This is a genomic window from Pontibacillus chungwhensis BH030062 (assembly GCF_000770675.1).
GTDB classification, from domain to species: domain Bacteria; phylum Bacillota; class Bacilli; order Bacillales; family BH030062; genus Pontibacillus; species Pontibacillus chungwhensis.
On the sequence record NZ_AVBG01000007.1, the window covers coordinates 60635 to 85223 of the forward strand.

20 protein-coding genes are annotated in these 24589 nt (G+C 43.3%); 7 read left to right on the top strand and 13 right to left on the bottom strand.

What is annotated here, in order from left to right; all coding sequences use genetic code 11:
* The first annotated feature begins 288 nt into the window (after positions 1-288).
* Positions 289-432: a hypothetical protein gene (locus N780_RS19830; RefSeq protein WP_156969144.1), complete on the top strand. Its 144-nt coding sequence runs from the start codon at positions 289-291 to the stop codon at positions 430-432.
* 64 nt (positions 433-496) lie between these two features.
* Here N780_RS19830 and N780_RS10375 read toward each other — a convergent pair whose 3' ends face one another.
* Both N780_RS10375 and N780_RS10380 read right to left on the bottom strand, forming a co-directional pair.
* The gene (locus tag N780_RS10375) at positions 497-1405 is read right to left on the bottom strand and encodes an RluA family pseudouridine synthase (protein WP_036783518.1); all 909 of its coding nucleotides are present in this window, start codon (positions 1403-1405) and stop codon (positions 497-499) included.
* Positions 1406-1473: 68 nt separating this feature from the next.
* Positions 1474-2457 (bottom strand): 3'-5' exoribonuclease YhaM family protein, encoded by a 984-nt coding sequence (locus N780_RS10380; RefSeq protein ID WP_036783523.1) that lies wholly within the window; start codon positions 2455-2457, stop codon positions 1474-1476.
* Between the two features lie 183 nt (positions 2458-2640).
* Here N780_RS10380 and N780_RS10385 point away from each other — a divergent pair, with 183 nt between their 5' ends.
* From N780_RS10385 to N780_RS10395, 3 genes are all read left to right on the top strand, one after another.
* On the top strand, positions 2641-4161 hold the full coding sequence (locus N780_RS10385) for a glycine betaine uptake BCCT transporter (protein ID WP_036783525.1): 1521 nt from the start codon (positions 2641-2643) through the stop codon (positions 4159-4161).
* Between the two features lie 444 nt (positions 4162-4605).
* Positions 4606-5256, top strand: coding sequence for a 5-bromo-4-chloroindolyl phosphate hydrolysis family protein (locus tag N780_RS10390; RefSeq protein ID WP_052115009.1), 651 nt, complete (start codon positions 4606-4608; stop codon positions 5254-5256).
* Positions 5249-6259, top strand: a complete 1011-nt coding sequence (locus N780_RS10395) for a toxic anion resistance protein (RefSeq protein WP_036783529.1) — start codon at positions 5249-5251, stop codon at positions 6257-6259. Before N780_RS10390 ends, N780_RS10395 begins: the two co-directional genes overlap by 8 nt.
* 202 nt (positions 6260-6461) lie before the next feature.
* On the opposite strand, the gene N780_RS10400 is transcribed toward N780_RS10395, so the two are convergent.
* From N780_RS10400 to N780_RS10425, 5 genes are all read right to left on the bottom strand, one after another.
* Positions 6462-7730 (bottom strand): L-lactate MFS transporter, encoded by a 1269-nt coding sequence (locus N780_RS10400; protein ID WP_036783532.1) that lies wholly within the window; start codon positions 7728-7730, stop codon positions 6462-6464.
* 616 nt (positions 7731-8346) lie between these two features.
* Positions 8347-8673 carry a hypothetical protein gene (locus N780_RS10410; RefSeq protein ID WP_036783536.1) on the bottom strand — a complete coding sequence of 109 codons (327 nt, stop codon included), beginning with the start codon at positions 8671-8673 and terminating at the stop codon, positions 8347-8349.
* Between the two features lie 268 nt (positions 8674-8941).
* Positions 8942-11464 (bottom strand): heavy metal translocating P-type ATPase, encoded by a 2523-nt coding sequence (locus N780_RS10415; RefSeq protein ID WP_084599522.1) that lies wholly within the window; start codon positions 11462-11464, stop codon positions 8942-8944.
* Between the two features lie 37 nt (positions 11465-11501).
* Positions 11502-11855, bottom strand: a complete 354-nt coding sequence (locus N780_RS10420) for an ArsR/SmtB family transcription factor (protein ID WP_156969145.1) — start codon at positions 11853-11855, stop codon at positions 11502-11504.
* A gap of 205 nt (positions 11856-12060) precedes the next feature.
* Positions 12061-13599, bottom strand: coding sequence for a flotillin family protein (locus N780_RS10425; RefSeq protein WP_036783543.1), 1539 nt, complete (start codon positions 13597-13599; stop codon positions 12061-12063).
* 632 nt (positions 13600-14231) lie between these two features.
* Between N780_RS10425 and N780_RS10430 the strand changes: the two genes are divergently transcribed.
* Complete coding sequence (locus tag N780_RS10430) at positions 14232-14438, top strand: helix-turn-helix transcriptional regulator (RefSeq protein ID WP_036783545.1); 207 nt, start codon at positions 14232-14234, stop codon at positions 14436-14438.
* Positions 14438-14863: a hypothetical protein gene (locus tag N780_RS10435; protein WP_036783547.1), complete on the top strand. Its 426-nt coding sequence runs from the start codon at positions 14438-14440 to the stop codon at positions 14861-14863. Before N780_RS10430 ends, N780_RS10435 begins: the two co-directional genes overlap by 1 nt.
* Positions 14864-14926: 63 nt before the next feature.
* On the opposite strand, the gene N780_RS10440 is transcribed toward N780_RS10435, so the two are convergent.
* From N780_RS10440 to N780_RS10450, 3 genes are all read right to left on the bottom strand, one after another.
* Positions 14927-16612 (bottom strand): glycoside hydrolase family 13 protein, encoded by a 1686-nt coding sequence (locus tag N780_RS10440; RefSeq protein ID WP_036783549.1) that lies wholly within the window; start codon positions 16610-16612, stop codon positions 14927-14929.
* 55 nt (positions 16613-16667) lie between these two features.
* Positions 16668-17669 carry a LacI family DNA-binding transcriptional regulator gene (locus N780_RS10445; protein ID WP_036783551.1) on the bottom strand — a complete coding sequence of 334 codons (1002 nt, stop codon included), beginning with the start codon at positions 17667-17669 and terminating at the stop codon, positions 16668-16670.
* Between the two features lie 231 nt (positions 17670-17900).
* Entirely contained in the window at positions 17901-20036 is a 2136-nt protein-coding gene (locus tag N780_RS10450; RefSeq protein WP_036783553.1) for a 5'-nucleotidase C-terminal domain-containing protein, read from the bottom strand.
* A 328-nt stretch (positions 20037-20364) separates the two neighbouring features.
* Here N780_RS10450 and N780_RS20270 point away from each other — a divergent pair, with 328 nt between their 5' ends.
* Positions 20365-20493, top strand: a complete 129-nt coding sequence (locus N780_RS20270; protein WP_269746705.1) for a hypothetical protein — start codon at positions 20365-20367, stop codon at positions 20491-20493.
* An 88-nt stretch (positions 20494-20581) separates the two neighbouring features.
* Here the strand turns inward: N780_RS20270 and N780_RS10455 are convergent, their stop codons facing one another.
* The 3 genes from N780_RS10455 to N780_RS10465 all read right to left on the bottom strand — a co-directional run bounded on the left by N780_RS10455 (position 20582) and on the right by N780_RS10465 (position 24386).
* Positions 20582-22558 carry an ATP-dependent helicase gene (locus tag N780_RS10455; protein ID WP_036783555.1) on the bottom strand — a complete coding sequence of 659 codons (1977 nt, stop codon included), beginning with the start codon at positions 22556-22558 and terminating at the stop codon, positions 20582-20584.
* A gap of 190 nt (positions 22559-22748) precedes the next feature.
* Positions 22749-23303, bottom strand: coding sequence for an NAD(P)H-dependent oxidoreductase (locus N780_RS10460; RefSeq protein ID WP_036783557.1), 555 nt, complete (start codon positions 23301-23303; stop codon positions 22749-22751).
* Between the two features lie 21 nt (positions 23304-23324).
* Entirely contained in the window at positions 23325-24386 is a 1062-nt protein-coding gene (locus tag N780_RS10465) for a M42 family metallopeptidase (protein WP_036783558.1), read from the bottom strand.
* Positions 24387-24589 lie beyond the last annotated feature (203 nt).

The following is a 24589-nucleotide window of genomic DNA, read 5'->3' on the forward strand; positions in this document are numbered from 1 at the left end:
AATCACTACTACAACACTATATTTTATACACCCTCCCCCCTAAAAGTCAATCTCCATTTTCTTGGAAAACCCTTTAGCGAAGTGAAGCGTGCCAGACACCCTTCTCTCCTTTAGCGTACTGATGCGTGCCAGGCACGCACCTTTTCTTTAAAGCACTGAAGGGTGTCTGGCACGCGTTGCTCCTTTAAGGCGCTGAAGCGAGCTGAATCTTGATGTTTTATGAGGGCGATACAGGGGGAAGTGTTTAGTAACAAATACATTTAATCTATTAAAAGGAGTTGAGATCGAATGGGACTATTATCTAAGGCATATAAGGCTACGAGGTTAAAGAACGATGCGAGTGCCGTGAAGCATGGACGTGGCGGTGAACGGATGAAACATCGCGCAGCTGAAAAAGGGATTCGCAAAGTCGTAAAACGCGTCTTTAAGTAAACATAAACAAAAAGCAGGAAGCGCGTTCAACAATGAACGAGCTTCCTGCTTTTTTAGATTCTTACTATTTCTGCAGCGCCTTCTGAAAAGCCTGAGGGATTTTAGTTTCGAACTTCAATACTTTCCCTGATGTAGGGTGCTCAAAAACAAGCGCTTTGGCATGCAACCCAAGGCGTCCAATCTGATTAGAAGTTGCTCCGTATTTCTTATCTCCAACGATCGGATGGCCAATGTCTTGCATATGGACACGAATCTGATTTTTACGACCCGTTTCAAGCTCAAGTTCCATTAAAGAAAAATACTTATTCCCCTTTAACTTCTTATAATGGGTGACCGCATGTTTCCCGTCATTCTTACGCTGACTTGAATACATTAAGAATGTTTTCGTTTCCTTTAACCAGGACTCGATTTTTCCTTCGGGCTTCTTTACATACCCTTCCACCAACGCCACGTACGTACGCTCTTTGACCATGTCTTTCCAGTTATCCTGAAGCTTCAATTTCGCTTCTTCATTCTTCGCGTACACCATAATCCCAGAAGTGTCACGATCCAAGCGGTGAACGATAAAGACACGATTCTTCAGCTGCTCACGTTTCACATGCTCGGTTAATTGTTTATAAGCCGTTTGTTCCTTTTCCTTGTCTGAAGCCATCGATAACAAACCAGAATCTTTCTCAACAACGATGATATCCTCATCTTCGTGAAGGATCTTCAATCCATTAAACGTAACCTTCGAAGGCGCAGGTGTCTTTAACACTTTGACCGTTTGTCCTTTTTTGATTACAGTACTATGCTTTGTCACAGGTTCATCATTTACGACCACTTGGCCTCGGGTCAGGAATGATTTTATCGAATTTCGGCTCTTGCTTTTTATAGAATCCATTAAAAACGGTAGTAATTCAGTTGTCTCATGAACGTCAAATGTAAAGAGAGGTCCCTTTTTCTTTCTTGGTGTTGGTCCTTTTTTAGCCACAGTATTCCTCCTCAATGTATCCTTGTAAGCGTACCACGTCCAAAGAGGAGGTGCTACACCAATCTGTATTAATCTGATTGCGACGTACGGTAATACAGCCCCATCGGGAAAATTCGTTTCGCTTCGTTTTCCTGCAAGTTCTCATCCTGAAGACCGTACGTAATCATATTAATGCGGCTGTCCATCATATCGATCTGATGCACAACTTCTGCCTCTAGAATCTTACTCTCAACAGGACTCCCGTACTCAAGCTTCCCGTGGTGAGCATTAATGACGTGCATAAGCTCATACACCTCATCCGCTTCCTTGCGCGTCCAAGGAATCTCATCTTTTAACACCTGTACTTTGCGATCGATGAACATATTAATGATCGTAATATGTCCCAGGAAATTACCGACTTTTGAATAGTCAGGAGCGAAGTAATTTGTATACTCGACCACTTTCCCCATATCGTGAAGCGCAATACCAGCCATAACAAGGTCCTTCTTCACCTCTTTATACTGACCGGAAATATGATCACCCAGGCGGAGCATGGATACCGTATGATACAGCAAACCACCTGTGAAACAATGGTGATTTGACTTTGCCGCAGGGTAGGTAATGAACTTGTCTTTATGCTCATCATACAGACGCTGACAAATCTCTCTAAGCACCGGGCTCTCTATATTCCCAATATAATTTTCGTATTCCGCTCTCAAACTTTCAATTGGCTCTGGAGCTGATTCTAAATAATCTTCAACTTGAACAACTCCCTCTTCAGGGAAAGCAAACTCATCGATGGTCAACTGAAGCTGATCGCGATATTCACTCAATTTCCCTTTAATGTGAAGCACGTTCCCATTCTCGAAAACTTTCTTAAGCTGAGCCAAATCATGGTTGTTAAATTTATTCTCCCAAAGCTTTGTTGAAATACTTTTCTCCTGCTTGCCTAATGTAATATTAAAAAAAGGCACGCCACCTTTTGTCGTTGCTTCTTGCGCTGATTTCACAAGGGCGTAGCCATCAAAATAAAGTCCTGATTCATTTAATTCTTTAAAATCTGTAATCGTCATGTCGTTCTCCTCCTCTAATTCCTATCACGAAGTCATGTGAACCTATTATATCAGGATACACCTTAGACGAATAGAACCGATCTTTCCTCAACCAACTTTTGTTTAGACTGGAATGTTATGGGTATAGATGTATTAGACACAGGCCGGCCTTTCTAAATACGTAAAGTACGAAAGGAGAAACACATGAAGAAAGTCACATCAGTTTTTTGGATTACATTAGCCATTACACTAGCCGCATCCCTATGGGGTGTTATCGCACCTAAGAATTTCGAAGCCATATCAGGAAATATCAAAACGTATATATCGGTTCACTTTGGTTGGTATTATTTATTACTTGTATCCATCTTCGTCCTCTTTTGCCTTTATATGATTATAAGTCCATTTGGCAAAATTAAGCTCGGAAAACCAGGGGACAAACCTGACTATAGCTATTCCACATGGTTTGCGATGTTATTTAGTGCAGGTATGGGGATAGGACTTGTATTCTACGGAGCTGCTTCTCCCGTTTCTCACTATATCTCCACACCACCAACCGCTGAAGCAGGAACGAATGAAGCGATTCGCGATTCCATGAGGACAACCTTTTTCCATTACGGCGTTCATGCATGGGCTATTTATGCTGTTGTAGCTCTCGTTCTCGCCTATTTTAAATTCAGGCACGGCAAGCCAGGACTCATTAGCGCCACGCTTGAGCCTCTCTTTGGAGAAAAAATGAAAGGACCACTTGGCAAAACGATCGATGTCATTGCTGTCTTCGCGACTATCGTCGGAGTCGCTACAACACTCGGGTTTGGTGCAGCACAGATTAATGGAGGGTTCACGTACCTTCTTGGCATTGAAAAACAATATTGGATTCAACTCGTCATTATCGCTGTCGTCACTGTTCTTTTTATGCTGTCGGCCTATACTGGCTTGAGCAAAGGGATCAAATATTTAAGTAACGCCAATATGGGAATCGCTGGCGTGTTATTTGTAGCCATGCTCATCATCGGACCTACTATGTATATCTTAAATTCGTTTGTGGATACCCTTGGGAACTATGTTCAAAAACTCCCAGACGAAAGCTTACGTATCTCACCAAACAACGACGAAGAACGCCAGTGGATTATGGACTGGACTGTATTCTTCTGGGCATGGTGGATCGCCTGGGCACCATTTGTAGGGATCTTCATTGCTCGCGTATCAAAAGGACGCACCATTCGCGAATTCCTATCTGGTGTACTTCTGGTGCCATCACTTGTGAGTTTCCTATGGATGACAACGTTTGGTATCTCAGGTATTCAAGCACAAAAAGACGGAGCAGATATCGCAAAGCTTCCAGACGAACAAGCGCTTTTCGGTGTATTTGATCAATTCCCATTTGCCATCGTGCTATCTGTACTCGCCATGATGCTCATAGCAACATTCTTTATCACATCAGCCGACTCAGCCACATTCGTACTCGGTATGCAAACGACAAACGGATCACTCAATCCACCTAAAACCGTAAAATTCGCATGGGGCGTATCCCAATCCACCATCGCAGCTGTCCTTTTATACACAGGAGGACTAACCGCCTTACAAAACGCCCTCATCACAGCAGCCTTACCATTCTCATTCATCATGATTCTCATGGTCTTCTCCCTCTACAAGGCCTTACAACAAGACAAAAAAGAACTAGACCAACAAAAAAACAAAACCACATCAAGCAGTTACTCGGCTTAACAAACTAAGGGCACCTAATTGAGGTGCCCTTAGTTTTGCCATGAGAAGGTAATTGTTTCCTTAGCGATAGGCTAGAGGAAGGTGGTGCTATGTAATAGCTTAGGTTTCACGCCACTTGATTGAGAAATGTGCACTCGTGTTTTCGCCGATTCGAGCCGTTATCCACTATAACGCCAGGGGTGGCTGGGGAACGGGGAGACTCCTGTGGGAGAAAGAGGTCGACGAGACCCCGCAGGGCATGCCTTTTGCCCGAGGAGGCTCGACAGCTCGCCCACGGAAAGCGAGTCGTTCCCCAGCCACCCCTAGCACTTTCCAAGGTAACGGCGTGGTTCCGCATCAATCAAATCGAGAAATTTCATCAACTTTTGAAACCTACCCCTCTGAAAATACGTAAAGATGTCATATAATAGAAGATACAAGGAACTTCTTGAAGGAGTCGATAACATGAAGTCTGTATTAATGAAATTCCTCTATGGCGTTTTAGCATTCCACGTGATGGTGATCTCCTGGTTCATTCTTTTTCTCGGAGATCTGGGATTCACTTCATCAAGCTTGTTGTCTACCGTTTTCGCAATAGGGACCTACTTTGCCCTTCAGTACTTGGGCGATCGCAAGAAATTAGCAACCAACCAGCTGACGCGGAAAGATTACCAATACATTATGAAGAATATAAAAGAAGCAACCGAAAAGAAAAAACGGCTAAACAAAGCATTATTTAGCGTACGTTCTGTTCATGCGTTAAAAGAGATCGGACAACTTAACCGTTCCGTCTCGCGTGTTCTTAAAGTAGTCAAGAAAGAACCAGCTCGTTTTTATGAAGCAGACCATTTCTTCTTTTACCAGCTCGATTCGGTCGTTCAATTAACGGAAAAGTACACCTTCCTGGCCTCACACTCGTTAAAGGATGAAGAATCAAGAAAAGCGTTACATGAAACTGAAGACCTCATCCGTAAGTTAACTTTTGCAGTAGAGAAAGAGCTAGCCTCTATTCTTTCAAATGACTTCGAAGACTTAAGTGCTGAGCGAGAAATTGCTGAACACTCGATCCACTTACAAGGATCTGTTAAACCAGAGAAGGTCAAGCAACATGACTAATTATTCACTTCAACACGTTAGTGAAACGTTCCAAGAATTAACAGGACACCAACAACAGAGAGCGATTGAGCTAGCGCGGGAAATGAATCTGGGTAAGGGAACGATTGATTTTGGACAAGACGTACAAGAACAAATTCGTACCTTTTCCCATACCATCCTTGAGCAAGTAAAAAACAGCAATATGTCTTCAGCAGGAATGATCATGAATGAACTGCTTGAAAACCTTGAACACATTGACCCGGACGAGCTGTCGCATAAGAGGAAAGGCTTTTTCTCCAAATGGTTCCGTAAAGGCGATACAGTTCATGCCACTTTATCTAAGTATCAAAAAATCGGAGCACAAATGGAAAAAACAACTGTCCGATTACGACGCTCTCGGGAAAGCTTACTACATGATAACGAGGTTCTTGAGCAACTTTATCATCAAAACGAGATGTACTATGAGGAGCTATGCACCCTCATTGCTGCGGGCGAAATGAAGAAAGTCGAATGGCTCGAGGAAACACTCCCTAGCTTAAGAGCTGAACTCGAACAGACCGCAAATGACCTGACACCTCAGAAAATTCAGGATCTTGATGACGTTACAGAACAGCTGGACCAGCGCTTATATGACCTACAAGTGAGTCAGCAGATCGCCATGCAAACTGCACCACAGATTCGTATGATTCAAAAAGCGAATCAAACATTAGCTGAGAGCATCGAATCATCCATATTAACAACACTGCCGATCTGGAAACACCAGATCGCCATCGCCCTCTCTCAATATAAACAAAAAGAGGCCGGTCAATCGCAACACAAGTTAAATCGGAGAACAGATGAACTTTTTAAACGAACGGCTCATTTGTACCAAACTGGAACACATTCAAATCCTGCTTTAAACCAAACCTTACAAGAAACCCAGCAGGACTTTGTTGATCAAATTCGAAAAACAATCCAGCTTCAGCTTACAGAAACCGAACAACGTCAGGTCGCCGAACAGACACTTTCTTCATTATCTGAATAGAAAAAGCCTGATCCCTCGGTGGGCTTAACAAATTCGGTTTGGAGTACAAACAATAAAATAACACCCAAAACAAGAGATCCAATTCATATATGAATTGGATCTCTTGTTTTGCTTGATAACCATCCTACTCTTAAGAAAAAAAGTTGAACCCCATCGGTAAGACGGGATCCAACTTTACAATGCAAATCCTTTGGTTTCCTAATTAATAATTAACCGCTTCTTCTTGTTGCTGTTTTAGATCCTTCTCAGTCTTTTTAATGTCTAACTTCATAAGAATGGAGACAACAAGTGCTAAGAATATTAAAGCAAGAAAAACGTAAAATACAGCAGTGTAACTATCGGTTCTAGCCCGAATTTGCGAAACCATCATAGGTCCAAATACGCCACCTAGAGACCATGTAGTCAACAAGTACCCATGAATGGCACCGAGTTGTTTCGTTCCAAACAAATCACCAATAAATGCAGGGAGATTCGAGAATCCTCCGCCGTAACAAGTAACAACCAGTAAAATTAGAAACTGGAATAAGAAGATGTTTGTGGTAATCGGAAGCATGAAGAAAGCAACACTTTGTATTAAGAAGAAGATCATAAAAACATTAGGGCGGCCAATATAGTCTGAAGCTGTTGCCCAGCCAAGACGACCTCCACCATTAAATACACCCATAATTCCAACCATCGTGGCAGCTGCACCGGCTGATAACCCTACCACTTCTTGGGCCATCGGTGAAGCAACTGAAATCATCATAATCCCAGCGGTCGTATTAATAAGCATCATCGTCCATAGCAGCCAAAAACGCTTTGTTCTAACCGCTTCTTTAGAAGTCAATTGTTGTAAATCCTTTTTATAAACTTTATTCCCAGAGGCCATATTTCGTTTCATAGAAGCTGGCATCCAGCCTTCTGGGGGTGGGGCTATGTAAGAAGCACCTAATGTAATAAAAATAAAGTAAGCTGCCCCTAACACATAAAATGTATTAGATATTCCAATTGCAGTCATTAAGTTGGCTGCAACGGGCGCTGTAATGAGTGCTCCTGTTCCAAAACCAAGTACCGCTAATCCAGTTGCTAAACCTCTTCGGTCAGGGAACCATTTCACAAGAGTTGATACGGGTGAAATATAGCCAATGCCAAGCCCAAGTCCACTTGCTAATCCGTAGGACAATAAGAAAAATGGAAGTGAATCAATCGCGATCGCAACCCCTGAACCGGCTTGTCCTAAACCAAATAAAACTCCAGCCAGAATTGCTGATTTTCTTGGACCATTTTTTTCAACAAACTTCCCAAACAATGCTGCAGATGACCCGGCCAGTGCCATCATAATGGTAAATGCAATCGTTACTTGAGTTGGGGTCCAACCCATTTGTTCACTTACGGGGGTAGTATATACGCTATATGCGTAGGCACCTCCGATGGAAAGGTGGATGGAAATAGCTGATAAAGCAATTAACCATCTGTTTTTCATTGCTTGCATATTTTGTACCTCCTTCACTCTTTTTGTAAGCGGATACATAAAAGGATACAACGTGTTTCGCGAAAAATCAAACTATTCGAAATTATTTGATAATACCACAGGACCCATTATAGTATACAGGGAATTACAAAATCCTGCTAAGCGAAGCTTTTTCAGTGTGGATGATCGTTTCTTTAGCATTTTATTTAGTAGATGAACAATTTATATAAAAGCCTACTTAAGCGTTTATGTTGATATTTTCCAATTTCAGAAAGAGTGTATTTGTAGTGGTATTGTAATTAAAATTAAAAAATCTCAGTTTACTGAACTGAGATTTTTTCTATTTATCTTGATTTGCTTATTCAACCAGGGAACCCCTTACTTTAATGACCTCTTCCACTGAACCTTTGATTAAGAAGTGTAATAATAAAATTGATTAGAATACCTATTATTAAGAATAGAAGCAGTAGCATTGGACTGGCATCTTCCCATAAGAATTTTACAATTAAGAATATAATGATTGACCCTAATACTGCTCCTGACCATAATTTGAATTGAAATTTCCTCTTTTTATCTTCCATCTATAACACCATCCCTGTTCAACAATCGCACCTAATAGTGAAGTATCACGGTTCTTTTAATTAAAGCTTTCATTGTAATTTTGTATCCATTTCTTTCGTTTCAAAAATAAGGTTGTAATTAGAACGGCTTCGCCTACGACTAATAAACCGATGCCTAAAACTAATCCTCCAAAGAATAGAAATTCATTTACACCCCAAGCGAAGAAGAACCATCCTATAATTGCAAATACGCCTAATGCCAAGTTAATAGTACCTGCAATTAAGGTTTGCGGTAAAAACAATCCTGTTTTTATAATCATACTGGAACCATATTTAAAACTTACAAAAGTCGCTACAACCATAAAAATAATATATATAATCATCGCAACATCTATTTCCCTCATATACCTCACCCCTTTATATAGGTTTTACTATATAAATCCAACTCTCTTCTTCAACTATCCTGCCGCGTTAGTGTAAGTAGGTTCCTTCACAAAGTCTATATTCATACTAACATAAAATCCCAATATCTACTTTCAGATCATACCATACAAATGGACTCCTAAATAAAACACACAGATAACAAATATCTGTGTGTTTTCGGGTGTGAATTCGCTTTTTGTACTCCAAAATCAAAGACGTTACAGTGGGATCAGGCTTTTTTTCGTTCCATTATTTTTGCCTCATTAACCTCATACTGTTCAAAATAACAATCAGCGCAGCTCCCGTGTCACTAAGAACAGCCATCCATAATGTCAGGAAGCCTGGGAAGATCAGTAGAAGGGCTGCAAATTTTGTAACAAGCGAGAACCATACGTTCTGCTTAATAATCGATAAGGCTTTTCGGCTTAGGCGAATGGTGTGTGGCAATTTTTCAAGGTTATCTGCCATAAGCACAATATCAGCCGTTTCCATAGCGGAATCTGTACCGGCACCGCCCATGGCAATACCAAGGTCAGACGTTGCAAGGGCTGGAGCATCGTTGATTCCGTCTCCGATCATAGCTACTTGTTTTCCTTCTGCTTGTAACTTCTGAATGGCTGTTACTTTATCCTCTGGTAACAGTTCAGCGAAATAGCGGTCAATCCCTGTTTCACCAGCGATACGCTTTGCTGTTCCTTCATTATCTCCAGTCAGCATAACCACTTCATTGACCCCAACTCGCTTAAGCGATTGGATAGACTGGACGGTAATATCTCGTATCGTATCAGCCACTGCTATGATGCCCAGAATTTCGTGGCGTGTCCCTACTACAACAAGTGTATTCCCTTCTTGCTGCAGAGCGTCAAGTTCACCTTCCATGTCTCCAAATGAAACGCTCCATTCTTCGAATAACTTTGGTTTACCAGCAAAATAGTCTACACCATCAATGGTCGCTTGTGCCCCTTTTCCAGCAATAGATTTAAAGGCTTCCCCTTTTTTCGCGACAATTTGACGCTCTTTTGCATACGACGTGATCGCTTGAGCAATCGGGTGTGTGGAGTATTCTTCAATGGTCGTTGCAATCGCAACAAGTTCTTCTTTACTCCCCTTTGCCACTTTAACTTCAGCTACTTTCGGCTTCCCTTCTGTTAGGGTGCCTGTTTTATCAAAAGCCATCGCCTTTATAGCGCCAGCTTTCTCTAAGAAGGTTCCGCCTTTAATAAGGACCCCGTTCTTAGCAGCGTTCCCTATTGCTGAAACAATCGCAACAGGTGTCGAGATCACCAGCGCACAAGGACAAGCTACTACTAAGAGGGCAAGGCCTTTATAAAGCCATTCGCCCCAAGATCCCAAACCAACAAGTGGAGGCAGAATCATAACCGCAATCGCTAAACTAAATACAATCGGTGTATAAATACTAGCAAACTTATCAAAAAAGGCTTGCGTCGGCGCTCTCTTTTCCTGAGCTTCTTCCACCAGATGAATGATTTTCGCAATCGCTGTATCTTTGACTAACTTCGTCACTTTCACTTCAAGTGACCCGCTTTCATTAACGGTACCAGCAAAAACCGGGTCCCCTGTTGTTTTATCAACGGGAAGTGACTCCCCTGTAATCGGAGCTTGGTTGAGACTGGATTCTCCTGCTTCTATATCACCATCAAGAGGTACTTTCTCACCTGGTTTCACGACAATCACGTCGCCTATTTGAACGTGTTCAACAGCTTTTTGAACAAGCTGTCCTCCCTCTTTTACCGTTGCTTCAGACGGTGCCAGATTCATTAAACTCCGAATCGATTCTCGAGTCCGTTCAATGGAACGATTTTGAAGGGTGTTTCCAAGAGCGAACAACCAAACAACCATGGCTCCTTCAAACCATTCTCCAATAATCGCTGCCCCTATTGCCGCAGACGCCATGAGAACGTTCATATCAAGAGAACCGCTCTTAATCGCATAAAAGGCACTTCTGGCTGGCTTCCACCCACCAATGAGAATAGCCAAAGCGTAAAAGGCCGTTACCCAAAAAGAAGGTAGTGCTATAAAGGATCCAACAAACCCAAAGGCTAACAGAGTACCTGAGAGGGCAGTAGCCGAGAAGGAGAATAAACCTTTTTCCTTTGGTTCAGATGAGTCTGACGATTGTAGCGCTGCGTCAAACCCCGCCCGCTGGACTTCTTTTACAATTTCTTTTGACGTTGTAGAATGGCCGACATTCATTTTCCCTGTCGAGAAGTTCACGTGAACCTCTGTCACATTCTTATTCTTACTAAGGTGTTTTTCAATCGTTTTGGCACAGGAACTGCAATCCATTCCTTCTATTTTATAAGTTTCCAGATGTGTATGTTGGCTTACAGGTTCAGCTTCAAAACCAAGCTTTCGAACTTGCTTTGGAATCTGTTCGTACATTTCATTACGCTCAGCTCCAACCGCAAGCTTTCCTGTACTATAGCTAACTTTTGCGAAATGGATGCCTTCTGTTTTCTGCAAGCTTTTCTCAATTGTAGCTGCACAAGATGGGCAATCCATCCCTTTGATGTTGTACTCTTCTATATGTTCATTTGTTGTTGAAAAAGAAGCTTGAGACGTTGCTTCTACTGTAGCAGCTTGTTCTGTTGAACAACAAGAGGATACAGGTTCCTTTTGCTTCGCACTAGAAATGCAAGGATCTTCTCGTTCTGATTCTATTCCATTCGTTGAGCAACAAGAAGTCTCTTCGTCTCCTTCTGTTTGACTAGAGCAGCATGTGTCTTGTTGTTGCACCTTCTTTTCCTCCATTTTGAAAGTCCTCCTCTCTTGAAAGCAAGTGTATTTATTATTCGTTCGCGTGGATTAAGGCAATCGATACAAGTTGATGTACGTGATCATCCGCTAAGGAGTAAAAGACGAGTTTTCCTTCTTTACGAGATTTAGCCAGGTTCATATCACGAAGCATCCTCAAATGGTGAGAGGCTGTTGCGGTAGTGGAACCGATAATATTGGCCACATCACACACGCAAAGTTCCTTCTCAAGCGTTAACGCATAAGCTATTTTCATACGTGTTTTATCAGATAAAGCTTTAAAAAGTTGTTCAACACCTGATGCTTTCTCGATTTGTGGTTGGACACGCTGCACGAGTTCTTCATCGTAACAAAATGTGTCACAGGTATCTGTTTTGTTTGATTTCATTATTTTTTCACTCAAGTGGAAGACACCTCATTCTAATAATCATTTGAATATGTACTTACAGTCTATGATTCAATTATGAAAACGTCAACACATTTCAATCAAATGGATGTTTGAATGAGAAGCAGAAACGAACCATTTGCTAGGATCACTCGCTTCTGCGACATAAAAAAATTGCCTTGCTCGGATGCAAGGCAATTCAATCTTGTTATTTCGTTTCTTCATCTTCCTCTTCGCTCGTTAAATCTGGTTCTGCTTGTGCTTCTACGGAAGTGTGATCTTCTTTGTCTTCATACGAAGGTGCTTCTTCTGATTCCTTCGTAGCCGATGCTTCTTGCTTATGCTGATCTGGATTCAGGTCAAAGTTGTTCACGTTCCCACGTGATACATAGCTTTCAAGCATCGCTTTTAAGTCCATCCCTGTCGTTTCTTTCAAAGATTCTTGGATTCCAAGCATCGTAGACGTTACGCTGTTGGCCACGCGCGAGGATCCTCCTTGGGAGTTCGAGCCACCCATGTCGATGACTTTCATGTCTTTAATTTGAGATAGAGGTGCTGACACTTTCTCTGCGTATTCAGGCAGAACAGAAATGAGCATTTCCATAATCGCTGCTTCTCCGTAGTATTCCATCGCTTTTGCCATGCGTTCTTTCGACTCGGCTTCTGCAATACCGCGCTGGCGAATAACTTCTGCTTCTGATTCACCTTTAATGCGCTCTTGGTCTGCCTCTGCTTGGGCGCGTTTTGTTAACTCATAGGCCTCTGCATCCGCAATCGAGCGACGGCGTTTGTTCTCTTCTTCTTCGAGCTCAACGGCACGCTGTTTCTCGATATACTGAACTTTTAGCTCTTCTTCCTTCACCTGTTGAGCAAGCTTCTGCTTCTCAAGCTCCCCTGCTTGGTCAGCATTAGCACGAGCGCGGTTCGTATCTTTCTGGAATTCAGCTTCGCGAATATCTTTCTCTTTTGTAGATTCAGCAACGGCTGTTAGGCGACGGTTTTCTTCGTCTTGTGCTTCCTGGTCGTTCTTCGCCTGGTAGATGCGCGTTTCTTTACGAGCATCAGATTCTGCCATGTCTGCATTCTTCTGAACTTCTGCAATATGTGGACGACCTAGAGCATCGATATACCCATTCTCTTCATCCACGTCTTCTACATCATTTAGTGCAAAAGAAGTGATTTCAAAACCCATGCCTTTAAGGTCGGCTTCTGCAATATTTTTCACCTGTGTATTAACTTCTTTAAAGTCATTATAGATCTTCTCAATTGGAAGAGAGGCAATGATGGAACGAAGGTGACCGTTTAAGACGTCCTTTAATTCCGATTCACGCTCATTTTGCTTCTTCCCTAAGAATTTCTCCGCAAAGTTCGCCATAATCGCAAGCTCACTTCCGATACTGATTACAGCTGTACTTTGAACACGAACCGGAATACCTTCCTTCGTATAAGCTTTATCCGAATTAACCTGTAGCTGGAATGACGTTAAATCAATCGGTGTCGCTGTTTGGAACATACGAAGACGATATCCGCCACCGCGAATGATCTTAACAGAACGCCCATTGTCATCCTCAAACACGTTCTTCTCTTGCTCCGGATCCCCAAGCTTTGGCCCGGTCACAATAAGTGCTTCATTGGAACTAGCTGTCTTGTACCGAACACGGAAAATAATAAACGTAACGATCCCTCCGATTAACAACAGTGCTCCTAAAATGCCTAGAATAATAAAAATTACTGCTCCTTGTAACATCAAAGTCCTCCCTATTTTTCACTTTTCCTACATCAGTGTAGCAATCCTTCCCAACTCAGTCGACCGGTCATTTGGAAAAATTGTATGTTTCTTAGTAGTATTTACCGAAATAGGGTGGGCTTTGGTTTCAGGTTTTTGCAAAATTTTTAATTAAAATTTTGCTTAAGCAAGCTGATACACGTTATTAGAATAGGCCCGTTGCCACGAGAGTGCTAGGGGTTGCTGGGGGACAACTCGCTTTCCTGCGGGGAGCTGGGGAGCCTCCTCAATCGCTTTGCGCTTTCCGGGGTCTCCCCTAGGCTCCTTATCCCGCGGGAGTCTCGCAGTCCCTCAACACCCCCCGGCGTTATAATGGTTAACGGGCCCTATAACATTAAATGTGGTTTTAAGTGCTCGATTTCATATGGGCGGTTCCGTCGCTTCCCCATATGGAAAAGAGGAACCCGGAAAATGCGTTCGCTCACTGAAACGCCCCTCTGTCTAACGCTATGCAGTACCATCTTGAACGAATCTATTCAAAAAATAAGTCAATTTCATGTAATACACTGGAAATTAACAGAGCGATAATGTAACATATAAATTGAATAATGTAATATATACATTACATAACTCACAAGGGGTGAGATGTTAAGTTGAAAAACAATGTAAAGGTCGCTCGTGTGCAGGTTGATTTAACGCAAGCGCAGTTAGCTGAGCAGGTGGGTGTGACGCGGCAGACGATTAGTTTGATTGAAAAAGGAAAGTACAATCCTTCGTTAAAGTTATGTCTGGAGATTTGCTATGCGGTTCATAAGACATTGGATGAATTATTTTGGGTTGAAAGGGAGAGTGATGCGTAATGAAGAAGATTAAAGATGAGCGATTAGTGTTAAAGAATTTAAAGAATATCCGTACGGCTTACGTAATTCAAACCCTTGGTATTATAGGAATATTGGGGTATGACGTTATTCAGGGTGGCATGGATCGAATGATGGCCAATCCATTGTGGAGTGTCTTTATGATCACTGCTATTATCTCAAGCTTATTGTCGATGAACGTAAGCGTGGACGAATATCCAAGTCAACAATCGCCTAAAAAAGGGTTTTTGCTATCCATTATAGTTGTCACTTTTATAGCCATAGCAGCGGGAATAGCAATCTCATTGAGCTCAGGAATAACAACTGGCGTTTTAATCGGTGGAGTTATATTTATATGCGGCGTACCCCCATTTGCTTATCTATTTTACTTACGAAAACAGCGACGTGATGAAGAAGTGGATGGGTAAGAACGTTAATTTCCCTTATAAAAAGCGTCGGAAGCTGAAACAAGCTTCCGACGCTTTTACTCTTTATTTCACCGTAAACACAATCGCTTCATACGGCTCAAGCTCAACTTCTTTAAGATCCTCAGCGTCAACTACGTCCCCTTCACGGTTTGTTAGGAAGACTGATCCGCTTTTACCTGCAAAGTCTTCAAGCTGGGCTGTTTGCTTCTCACCTGTGAAGTTACACAATACCAGCAGCTGATCAGAATCAAGCGTACGTGTGTAAGCATAGATCGCTTCACTATCTTCTAGGAGAAGGTCATAGCGTCCGTACACGACAACTTCATTAGACTTCCGTAACTCGATTAGCTTTTTATAAAAATGGAAGACAGAATCCGGATCGTTCACCGCTTCTTCTGCGTTAATCTCCGTATAGTTTGGGTTCACCGCAAGCCATGGGGTACCGTCTGTAAATCCACCGTTCTTACCAGCATTCCATTGGAACGGTGTACGCGCGTTGTCACGCCCTCTATGGTGAATGCGCTCAAGCACTGAACCAGGATCTTCACCAAAATCATTCACTCGCTCTTCGTACATATTTAAAGACTCAAGATCCTCGTAGTCTTCAATACGATCAAAGGCTACGTTTGTCATACCGATCTCTTCGCCCTGATAAATGTAAGGCGTTCCTTTCATCATATGAAGGCACGTTGCGAGCATTTTAGCAGATTTCTTACGGTACTCGGCATCGTTACCGAAGCGAGAAACGACTCGTGGTTGGTCATGGTTGTTCCAATACAGACTGTTCCATCCTTTTTCCTCAAGGGCATATTGCCATTTTGAAAGAATAGATTTCAATTCTGTTAGTTTCCAAGGATTAAGGGTCCACTTCCCAAGCTCTCCCCCGCCAATATCCATATGCTCAAAATGAAAGACCATGTTCAATTCTTCACGGTCGTCCGCTGTGTACAGTTTCCCTTCATCAGGCGTCGCTCCTGGCATCTCACCAACCGTCATCACATCATACTTTGATAGCACTTCCTGATTCATTTCATGAAGGAACTCATGAATACGCGGACCATTCATAAAGTACTTTCCTCCATCACCGTACTGCTTACCAGGATGAACCTCACCATCTGGGAAACGTGGGTCTTTTGAGATAAAGTTAATAACGTCCATTCGGAAACCATCAATTCCTTTATCGAGCCACCACTTCATCATGTCGTACACATCTTTACGAACGTCTTCGTTCTCCCAGTTTAAGTCTGGCTGTTTTTTAGAGAAGATGTGCAGGAAGTATTCTCCTGTCGTTTCGTCATACTTCCAAGTCGAACCACTAAACGCTGACTCCCAGTTCGTTGGAGGCTGATCGCCTTTCCCTTCTTTCCAAATATAATAATCGCGCTTCGGGTTGTCTTTTGAAGACTTCGACTCGACAAACCAAGCATGTTCATCTGATGTATGATTGACTACAAGGTCCATCACTATTTTGATTCCGCGGTTATGAGCTTCCTCAAGTAACGTATCGAAATCTTCCATTGTTCCGAACTCGTCCATAATGGCTTGATAATCACGAATGTCATAGCCATTGTCATCGTTTGGTGAGTCATATACAGGAGATAACCAAATGACATCAATCCCTAGTTCTTTTAGGTAATCAAGTTTTTCAATAATGCCCGGGATGTCCCCAATCCCGTCTCCGTTACTGTCATTGAAACTCCTCGGATAGATTTGATAGACGACACTTTCTTTCCACCATTGTTTAGCCATACTAGATTTCCTCCCTTTTATAACGTAAACGTTTACGTTCACTTCTAAAAAATTTTCACCTGCGTTTTACCGAATCACGAATAACCAACTCATGAGGCAAAATCGCCGATTCTGCATCTTCCCCGTTTATTAAATCGACCATCATTTGAACAGCCCGGCTCCCCATACGCTGAAATGGCTGAGCAATCGTTGTGAGCGGTGGCACTGACATTTCAGCCAGAAGTAAATTGTCATAACCAACGATCGATACATCGTCAGGGATATGAATGGACTTGTTGTAAGCTGCTGAAATCGCGCCTATAGCCAGTTCATCACTTGCTGCGAAAATAGCAGTCAGTTCAGAATGACGATTCATTAAAGATGTGAATCCACTTTTCCCATCTTTATATTGAAAGCTTTCACATGGCTCGATAAGGCTATCATCAAGCGATAGTCCTGCTTCGCGCATGGCTAACCTGTACCCTTCTATACGCGGCCAACCGGCAATAAGATCGTCCGGATCTCCTGCCATCATGCCGATGTTCGTGTGACCCTCTTCAATCAAATGCCTTGTAGCCGCATAAGCAGCATGACGATCATCGACCTTCACATAGGGAAGGGGATGGTGATAGGACTCGGTGGAAACGAGCACTACAGGGATGTCCATACGAGAGAATATCTCGTAGTATTCATCTGTAACTGCTTCACTAACAAAGATGAGCCCATCCACTCGCTTCTCCTGTAAAACTTGCAAGTACTTGATCGTCTTTTCCCGGTTTTCGGCTGTATTACACACAATCACACTATTCCCGTGTTCATGCGCCTTTGCTTCAATACCATGTAAAATCTCAGCTGATAACAACCCGGAGACACTAGGGAATAGAACACCAATTGTACTTGTCTTTCGGTTAACAAGACCTCTCGCAATCGCGTTCGGCTGATATCCGAGCTCTTCAATCGTCTTAAGCACCTTTTGCTTCGTTTTCTCCGAGTATCCTGGTTGATCATTGAGCACTCTTGAAACTGTCGCAATGGATACATTAGCTAACCTTGCTACATCTTGAATAGTAGGATTCATTCCATCACCCGCTTTTACGTAAGCGTTTTCGTAAATCTATCTCTACTATACCTTCACCCTAAATCCTCGTCAACCTCTTTAACGCCCTACAGTACGAAAGCGTGTCTGACACCCTGCGGTAATTTACAGCATTAAAGGGTGCCTGACACCATTCACTTCTTTAACGCATTAAAAAGGCCTCTCCTATGAGGAGAGGCCTTTGGCAACAAATACATTTTGCCGCTATGCGATTTACTGGCCGGATGTATCGGTGATGCGGCCTTCTGTTTCTGGTGAGATGGTGTCACCTAGGGACTGCAGGTAGTCTACGAAGATTTCGTAGTCCATAAATCCAGGCTCACTTACTCGGTTTTCTTCATACGCTTTTTCAAATGTTGTGTAGCCATCGCCACCTTGGATGGTGAACAGGTTACTTGCCACTTTATAATCTGTGTCGGCTTCAAGCGGAGCATAACCGTCTTCTGTTTTAACTTGAACGTCAACAATACGCTCTCCAGCAGGCTTGCTGCTGTCGTACTCGAACTTCATGCCTGCAACAGAAAGGAATGCCCCAGATTTCTCAGGAGCCATAGCCACGCTATGCTCAAGAGCCTCTTCCATTTCAGCACCTGTCAAAGTCATGATTCCAAGTGCGTTACCAAACGGCATAACCGTCAGTACTTCACCTAGCGTGATTGGACCTTCGTCGATAGAAGCACGGATCCCGCCGCCGTTCGTTACAGCGATTTGTGTTTCCGGGTTAACGCTTTGTGCTTTTGCAAGCATACCGTCAGCGATTAAGTTACCAAGATTCGTTTCTTCTGTACGGACACTTGCGCGCTCACCGTTTAACACAACGTCTGTAGATACGCCAATCTCTTCTTCCTTAATTTCATTCACTTTCTTAGTGTAAGGCTTAAGTTTGTTTGCGAACCATGCATCTTCTTGCAGGCCTTCAAGTTCAATCAGTTCACCAGCAAAGTTCTTCACAACGCCATTTTCGTCAAATTCAACTTCAAGCGTTCCGAGGTTGTCGCTGTATTCTCCTGTTTGAACAAGAACAGTTGGCTCGTCGCCGTCTACCATCATTGGCTTAAGCTCTGTATGGGAGTGACCGCCAACGATGATGTCGATGCCATCAACCGCTTCAGCAAGGGCTACGTCGTTATCGTAGTCAATGTTATCGTTGTAGCCAAGGTGAGTAAGAGCTACAACTTTGTTTACGCCTTGTTCTTCAAAGGACTGCACCATTTTCTCAGCTTCCGCAATATAATCTTCGAAGGCTATGTCGACTGGACTTGAGATATCTGGCGTTTCCACTGTTGTTAAACCGAAGATACCCACCTTTTCTCCGTCAACTTCAGTTACGATCCCGCCATAGATTTCACCGTCTTCAGGATTAGATGAGACTTCATCTCCATTATTGACATCGTCAAACAGAGCATCTTTAGAGAAATCTACGTTCGCTGCCACAAATGGAAATTCTGCATTTTTCACAAAATCAGCAAGAGCTTGGTGACCGTTCTCGCTCTTACCGAGGTCGAATTCATGGTTACCAAATGTCATCGCATCATAGTCTAGCAAGTTCATGAACTCAAGGTCAGCCTGTCCAAGGAACTCTTGGAAGTAAAGCGTTCCTGAGAAAACGTCACCTGCGTCAAGAAGTAGAGCTTCAGGGTTGTCTTCACGGTACATATCAATGGCTGTTTTCTTCTTGGCGATGTTTTCGATGTGACCGTGGGTGTCATTCGTGTGCATAAGAGGCAGTTCGAACTTGCCGTCCTGCTCGCCCATCACTTCAAATGCTCTTTTAAGGAAAATAGCGTAGTCTCCGCGCTTAGCCATTTGATCCGTACCGAAAGCATCTTCTGAAACCCCTTCTGTCACGCCGTTTGCCAATAGAGCTTCAACTGCATCTTTATAGCGATCATTTACGTCATTAAAAGGAAGCTGATGAACGCCTTTTAAGCCAAACCCTTCCTCAATCCAAATGGCAAGTTCGCCACGGGTGATTTCATCGTGCGCACCGAAGATTGTTTCAGATTTACCGTTTGTGATGCCTGCTGCTTTAAGGGCACTAACTGCTGCCTCAGCACGATCTGGTACATCTGTAAAACCGGATGGTTCAACGTCTTCTGTATCAAGCTTCAAAACATTTGCAAGTAAAACCGCTGCATCGACACGTTTGATGGCCATATGCGTACCGAACTCAGTCTCAGAATACCCGTTCGTCGCCTCCATCTCGAGCAAGAAGTTCACAGCATCCGTATAACGCTCCGATACATCATTGAAATCTTTAGCATCTGCAGAAGCTGGAGCCGCCATCGCTGCCGCTACAGCTGTAGTCGCAGCTAAAGACGCGACCATTGTTTTGTGAGTTTTCCCCATGTAACTCTACCTCTCTCATGTTATGTATTTAGCCTTTCAAATCATCATTTCCTTAAATTGAAAAGACCATCCAAAACTAGTATATCAAACCGCTTTCACTAGAATCTATGAAATTTACAGAATTATAACAAATTTTACGGAATCGTGATACTTTTTGTCTGACACCCTGCACCTCTCTACAGCACCAAAGCGTGTCTGACACCCTTTAGTTCTGCACAGCACTGATAGGTGTCTGGCACGCTTTAGTTTGATGAAGGATTTTAGGCTGTATGATTGGAGTATAAGTGCAGTGGCTCGACTCATACTAATGCTAAAGGAGTTGATCCTAATGGATTTTGATTACGCTAATTTGCCCAAGGAAAAGCTACAGGAACTGAAGAAACTTGAAGAAGAACTGGATGTCGTTCTTATCGCTTTTGATTCCAAATACTTAGACCAGCCTGAAATCAACGAGTAATATACAAAACGTGCCAGACACCCACCTTTGCTTTAACGTAGCAAAGGGTGTCTGGCACGCTTTTGTTCTTTACTGCAGTACAGTGTTTTTATTCGATCCAGTTAATAAGGCTGGCGTCGAATTCGGATAGGAAGCGGGATGGTGTTGTTTCGACTTCCACTTTTTCACCGTCTTCGTTCTTTTCTTGTTTTTTGGCTGGGTAACTAAGATATAAATGGTCTTTTGCCCGGGTAAAGGCTACATAACATATGCGGCGCTCTTCCTCGATTGCGAATGGACTTGCTGCATAAGGGGAAGGAAATCCTTCTTCCTTCATACCGACAACAAACACAACCGGAAATTCAAGTCCTTTTGACGCGTGCACGGTTAATAGCTGTACGCGGTCAAAGTCCTCATCTTCCGTTAACGTCGCATCAACATCAGTACGTTTCACCCGTTCAATAAAGTCATCTAACGTAAGCGCCTCTTCGCTTGCTTCAAACTCTCCAGCCAGTTCAACTAACTTATCAAGATGGATCCGCTTCTCACGTCGCTGCCCTTCTTCAAGCCCTTCAAGCATCTCATCATAACCACTCAGTTGAAGACAAGCTTTCAGCCACTTGGCAACGCCCACTTTAGAAACCCCGTCCTGGAGTCTCGCAGCAAGCTTACCAAAATCACGAGCCCGCTCTAATGATTTTCCTTTCACACCAGGCAAATCACCCTCTACAAGGAGTGAAATAAAATCAACATCCTCTGTCTTAGCCTCGACGATTCGATCTACAGATGCCTTCCCAATGCCTCGTTTTGGAGTATTGATGATCCTTCTTAACGAATACGTATCGTGAGGGTCGGTGACAAATAAGGCGTAGGCAAGAAGATCTTTCACCTCTTCTCGTTCGAAGAAGCTTCCTTCCTTCACAACGGTAAATGGAATCTCCTCTTCAGGAAGAACCACTTCAAAGAGACTTCCGTCAGAATGGCTGCGATAGAAAATGGCAATGTCCTGATAGCTGTATCCCTCTTCATTTACAAGGCGTTTAATCTCACCTGACACCCATTTCGCTTCATCTTGAACGGTTTCACCACGGTACCCCGTGAGCCGCTCCCCTTCTTCCTGGCCAGTGAACAGGGTCTTGTCCTTCTGATCCTGGTTATGAGCAATCAGCTGATTGGCCGCTTCTAAAATGACAGGCGTCGAGCGATAATTCTCTTCAAGCCTTACCGTAAAGGCATCAGGGTAATGCTTATCGAAGTCTAAAATGTTCCGCATGTCACTTCCGCGGAACGCATAGATCGACTGAAAATCATCCCCAACGATTGCTAAATTGCGCGTATGTCCGGAGAGCAACTGAGCTAACACATACTGGGCACGGTTCGTATCCTGAAACTCGTCGATCATAAAGTACTGAAAACGCTCTTGCAGTTCAGTTAATAAATCCTTACTCTCCGTTAAGAACCAGACGCTTTTTAACAAAATATCATCAAGATCCATCTGGCCATATTCATCTAAGATGTATTGATACGTATGATAGACTTTTCGGAACAAATCAAAGCGTCCTCTTGTACCGATCTCATCCCGAATCATACGCTTCACACGACTGCTGTCGATATACTCATCCAGCGTCTCCCCATCGTATAAATACGAAGGCAAAACAAGTTCGCTTTTAAACAAAGAAATAAGAGAAAGAAGCTTAGCCGGGCGCGCAAAGTCTTCGTCCTCTTCGTCCACGTGCATCCCTTCGACGATCTTCTTTAAAACCTGGCGTGATCCAGCAGGGTGAAGGGTCACAAGCGTAGGGTCTGCTTCCCCTGTAATATGGAGCCCAAGACGGTGGAATGTGGATATCCACGCCTGACCTGCCGCTTCTTCTCCTACACGCTTTGCCACTTGTTGCTGCAGTCCGCGCACAGCTTTATTCGTAAACGTTAACATCATAATCGAACGGGGATCTACTCCTGTGTCGATTAGACGCTTCGTTCGATGAGATAAAACGGTCGTCTTTCCACTACCTGCTCCTGCAATAATGAGCATCGGTCCCTGCAAATGCCCCGCTGCTTCTTCCTGTTTGTCGTTTAATCTCATATCCGTTCTCCTTTTACTAGGGTATTGCTTCTATTGTAAAGGTAGGAAGAGAAGGTGTCTACTTGCCTGAGGCACGATGGACCTTTTATCTTTTATTTTCTCCAAAATTCTAGGTCAATAGTTGCGTATTCCATCGTTTCGTTCGAAAAATCCCTAACAAAATGTCGCTCCTTTTTACGCTTAGAAAAAATTAAGACAAAACATGTTTCCTTAGATGATCTGCCAAGTTTTTTCGATACTGCTCAATGTCTGGATGCTTCTTCACATCAAAACAAGAGAAGGTGTCCACCCTCGTCATCCCCGCATACTTATGACTTAAATGGAGATGAAACAAGATATCATCCACACCTTTCCCTTCAAAGAATTGATCCTTGTCGTGGAATGCTCGTTCAGGGGCGTTCCATGTTGTTGAGAACATGTAGCGCTTCCCACCTAATAAACCTCCTCCAATTCCATACTCTTTTGTGCCCCCACTAAAGTACACTCCGTGCTCATGTGTAACATCAATGTACTTTTTAAAAAGCGCAGGCACGCTGTAATTGTAAATGGGCGTTTGATAAATGATGAGATCCGCCCAGAATACTTTATTCTGCTCTTCCTCTTTATCGAAACCCTCTTTAAGGACGCTTGTTTCCACTTGAAAGTCAGACTGGAAGAGGTGGATTAACTCTTCAAACATCGTATCATTCAACCGTCCCTTTGAATGCTCATAGTACTCATGCCCGTTAATAATGAGAACGTTCATCTTCTCCCTCCTCTCATGTTTTTAAAACGCAAACGCCGACTCTTCATCATTCTCTTTCACAAAAGCAACTAACAGCTGCTCTACAGCCTTCAAATCTTCCATATCTATCACTTCTACCGGCGCATGAGAGTAGCGAGAGGGGATAGATAGGACACCAGTCGGTACTCCTTTATTCGCAAGCGCAACTGCCCCTCCATCTGTCCCAATACCTGTGAACAGCTCAGGTTGATAAGGAATGCTCTCTTTCTCAGCAAGCTCTATAAAATGATCTTTTACAGTTGGGTGAGCAATTAAGCTCATGTCCAGAATTTTAATGCCTGCTCCACCTCCAAGTTGAAGTGTGTCATCGAGCAATGCCTCTGGAGTATCACTTGTTACTGTGGCATCAAGGGCAATCGCTACGTCACAATCAATGGGTGCTAAACCGACTTGAGCTCCCCGAAGTCCAACCTCTTCCTGAACAGTAAAGAGGGCAACAACTTCTCCAGCAAAATCACGATCCCGAAGCGACTCAACCAGTTTCATTAACACCGCACAACCAGCCCGGTCATCAAGCGACTTTCCAACAAACCGACCCGTCTCTTCGTCCCCTAAATACTCTAGCTCAGACGCCCACGTCACCGTACTCCCCACATCAATTCCAAGCTTTGCGACCTCTTCTTTCGAACGAGCCCCAACATCAATATACAGTTCATGATGCTTCCGGACGCGTCCTGCATCATCAAACTTTTGGTAATGCGCAGGGATGGTCCCAATCACTCCACGCTTTAACCCATAACGACCTTTGACTCGTACTTTCTGAGCTAGTAAAATCCGGTCATCATGCCCGCCAAGCTTCTCAAACCTTAGAAGACCATTCGGTTCGATCTTCTTCACAATAAACCCAACCTCGTCCATATGAGCCGTCACTAAAACGGTAGGACCTGGCTTATTTCCCTTCATGCGAGCCGTCACGTTACCAATACCGTCCACATTCACCTCATCAAGCACAGACCTCATCTTCTCTTGTATATAGTACGAAACCTCCTGCTCATACCCACTAGGACCATGCAGTTCCGTTAACGTCTTCAACAACTTCTCCATACTCTCACCCCTTCACAAAATGAATTCGAAAAAAGTATAAACTTTCTGACTACTCACCGCAACACAAACGCCCCATCCCTGCACAGCGCTAAAGCGTGTCTGACACCCTGCTTCTCTCTACAGCACTAAAGCGTGTCTGGCACCCTGCTTCTCTGCACAGCATTAAAGGAATGTTTCTCCTTAAAGTAAGAAACTCGTTATGA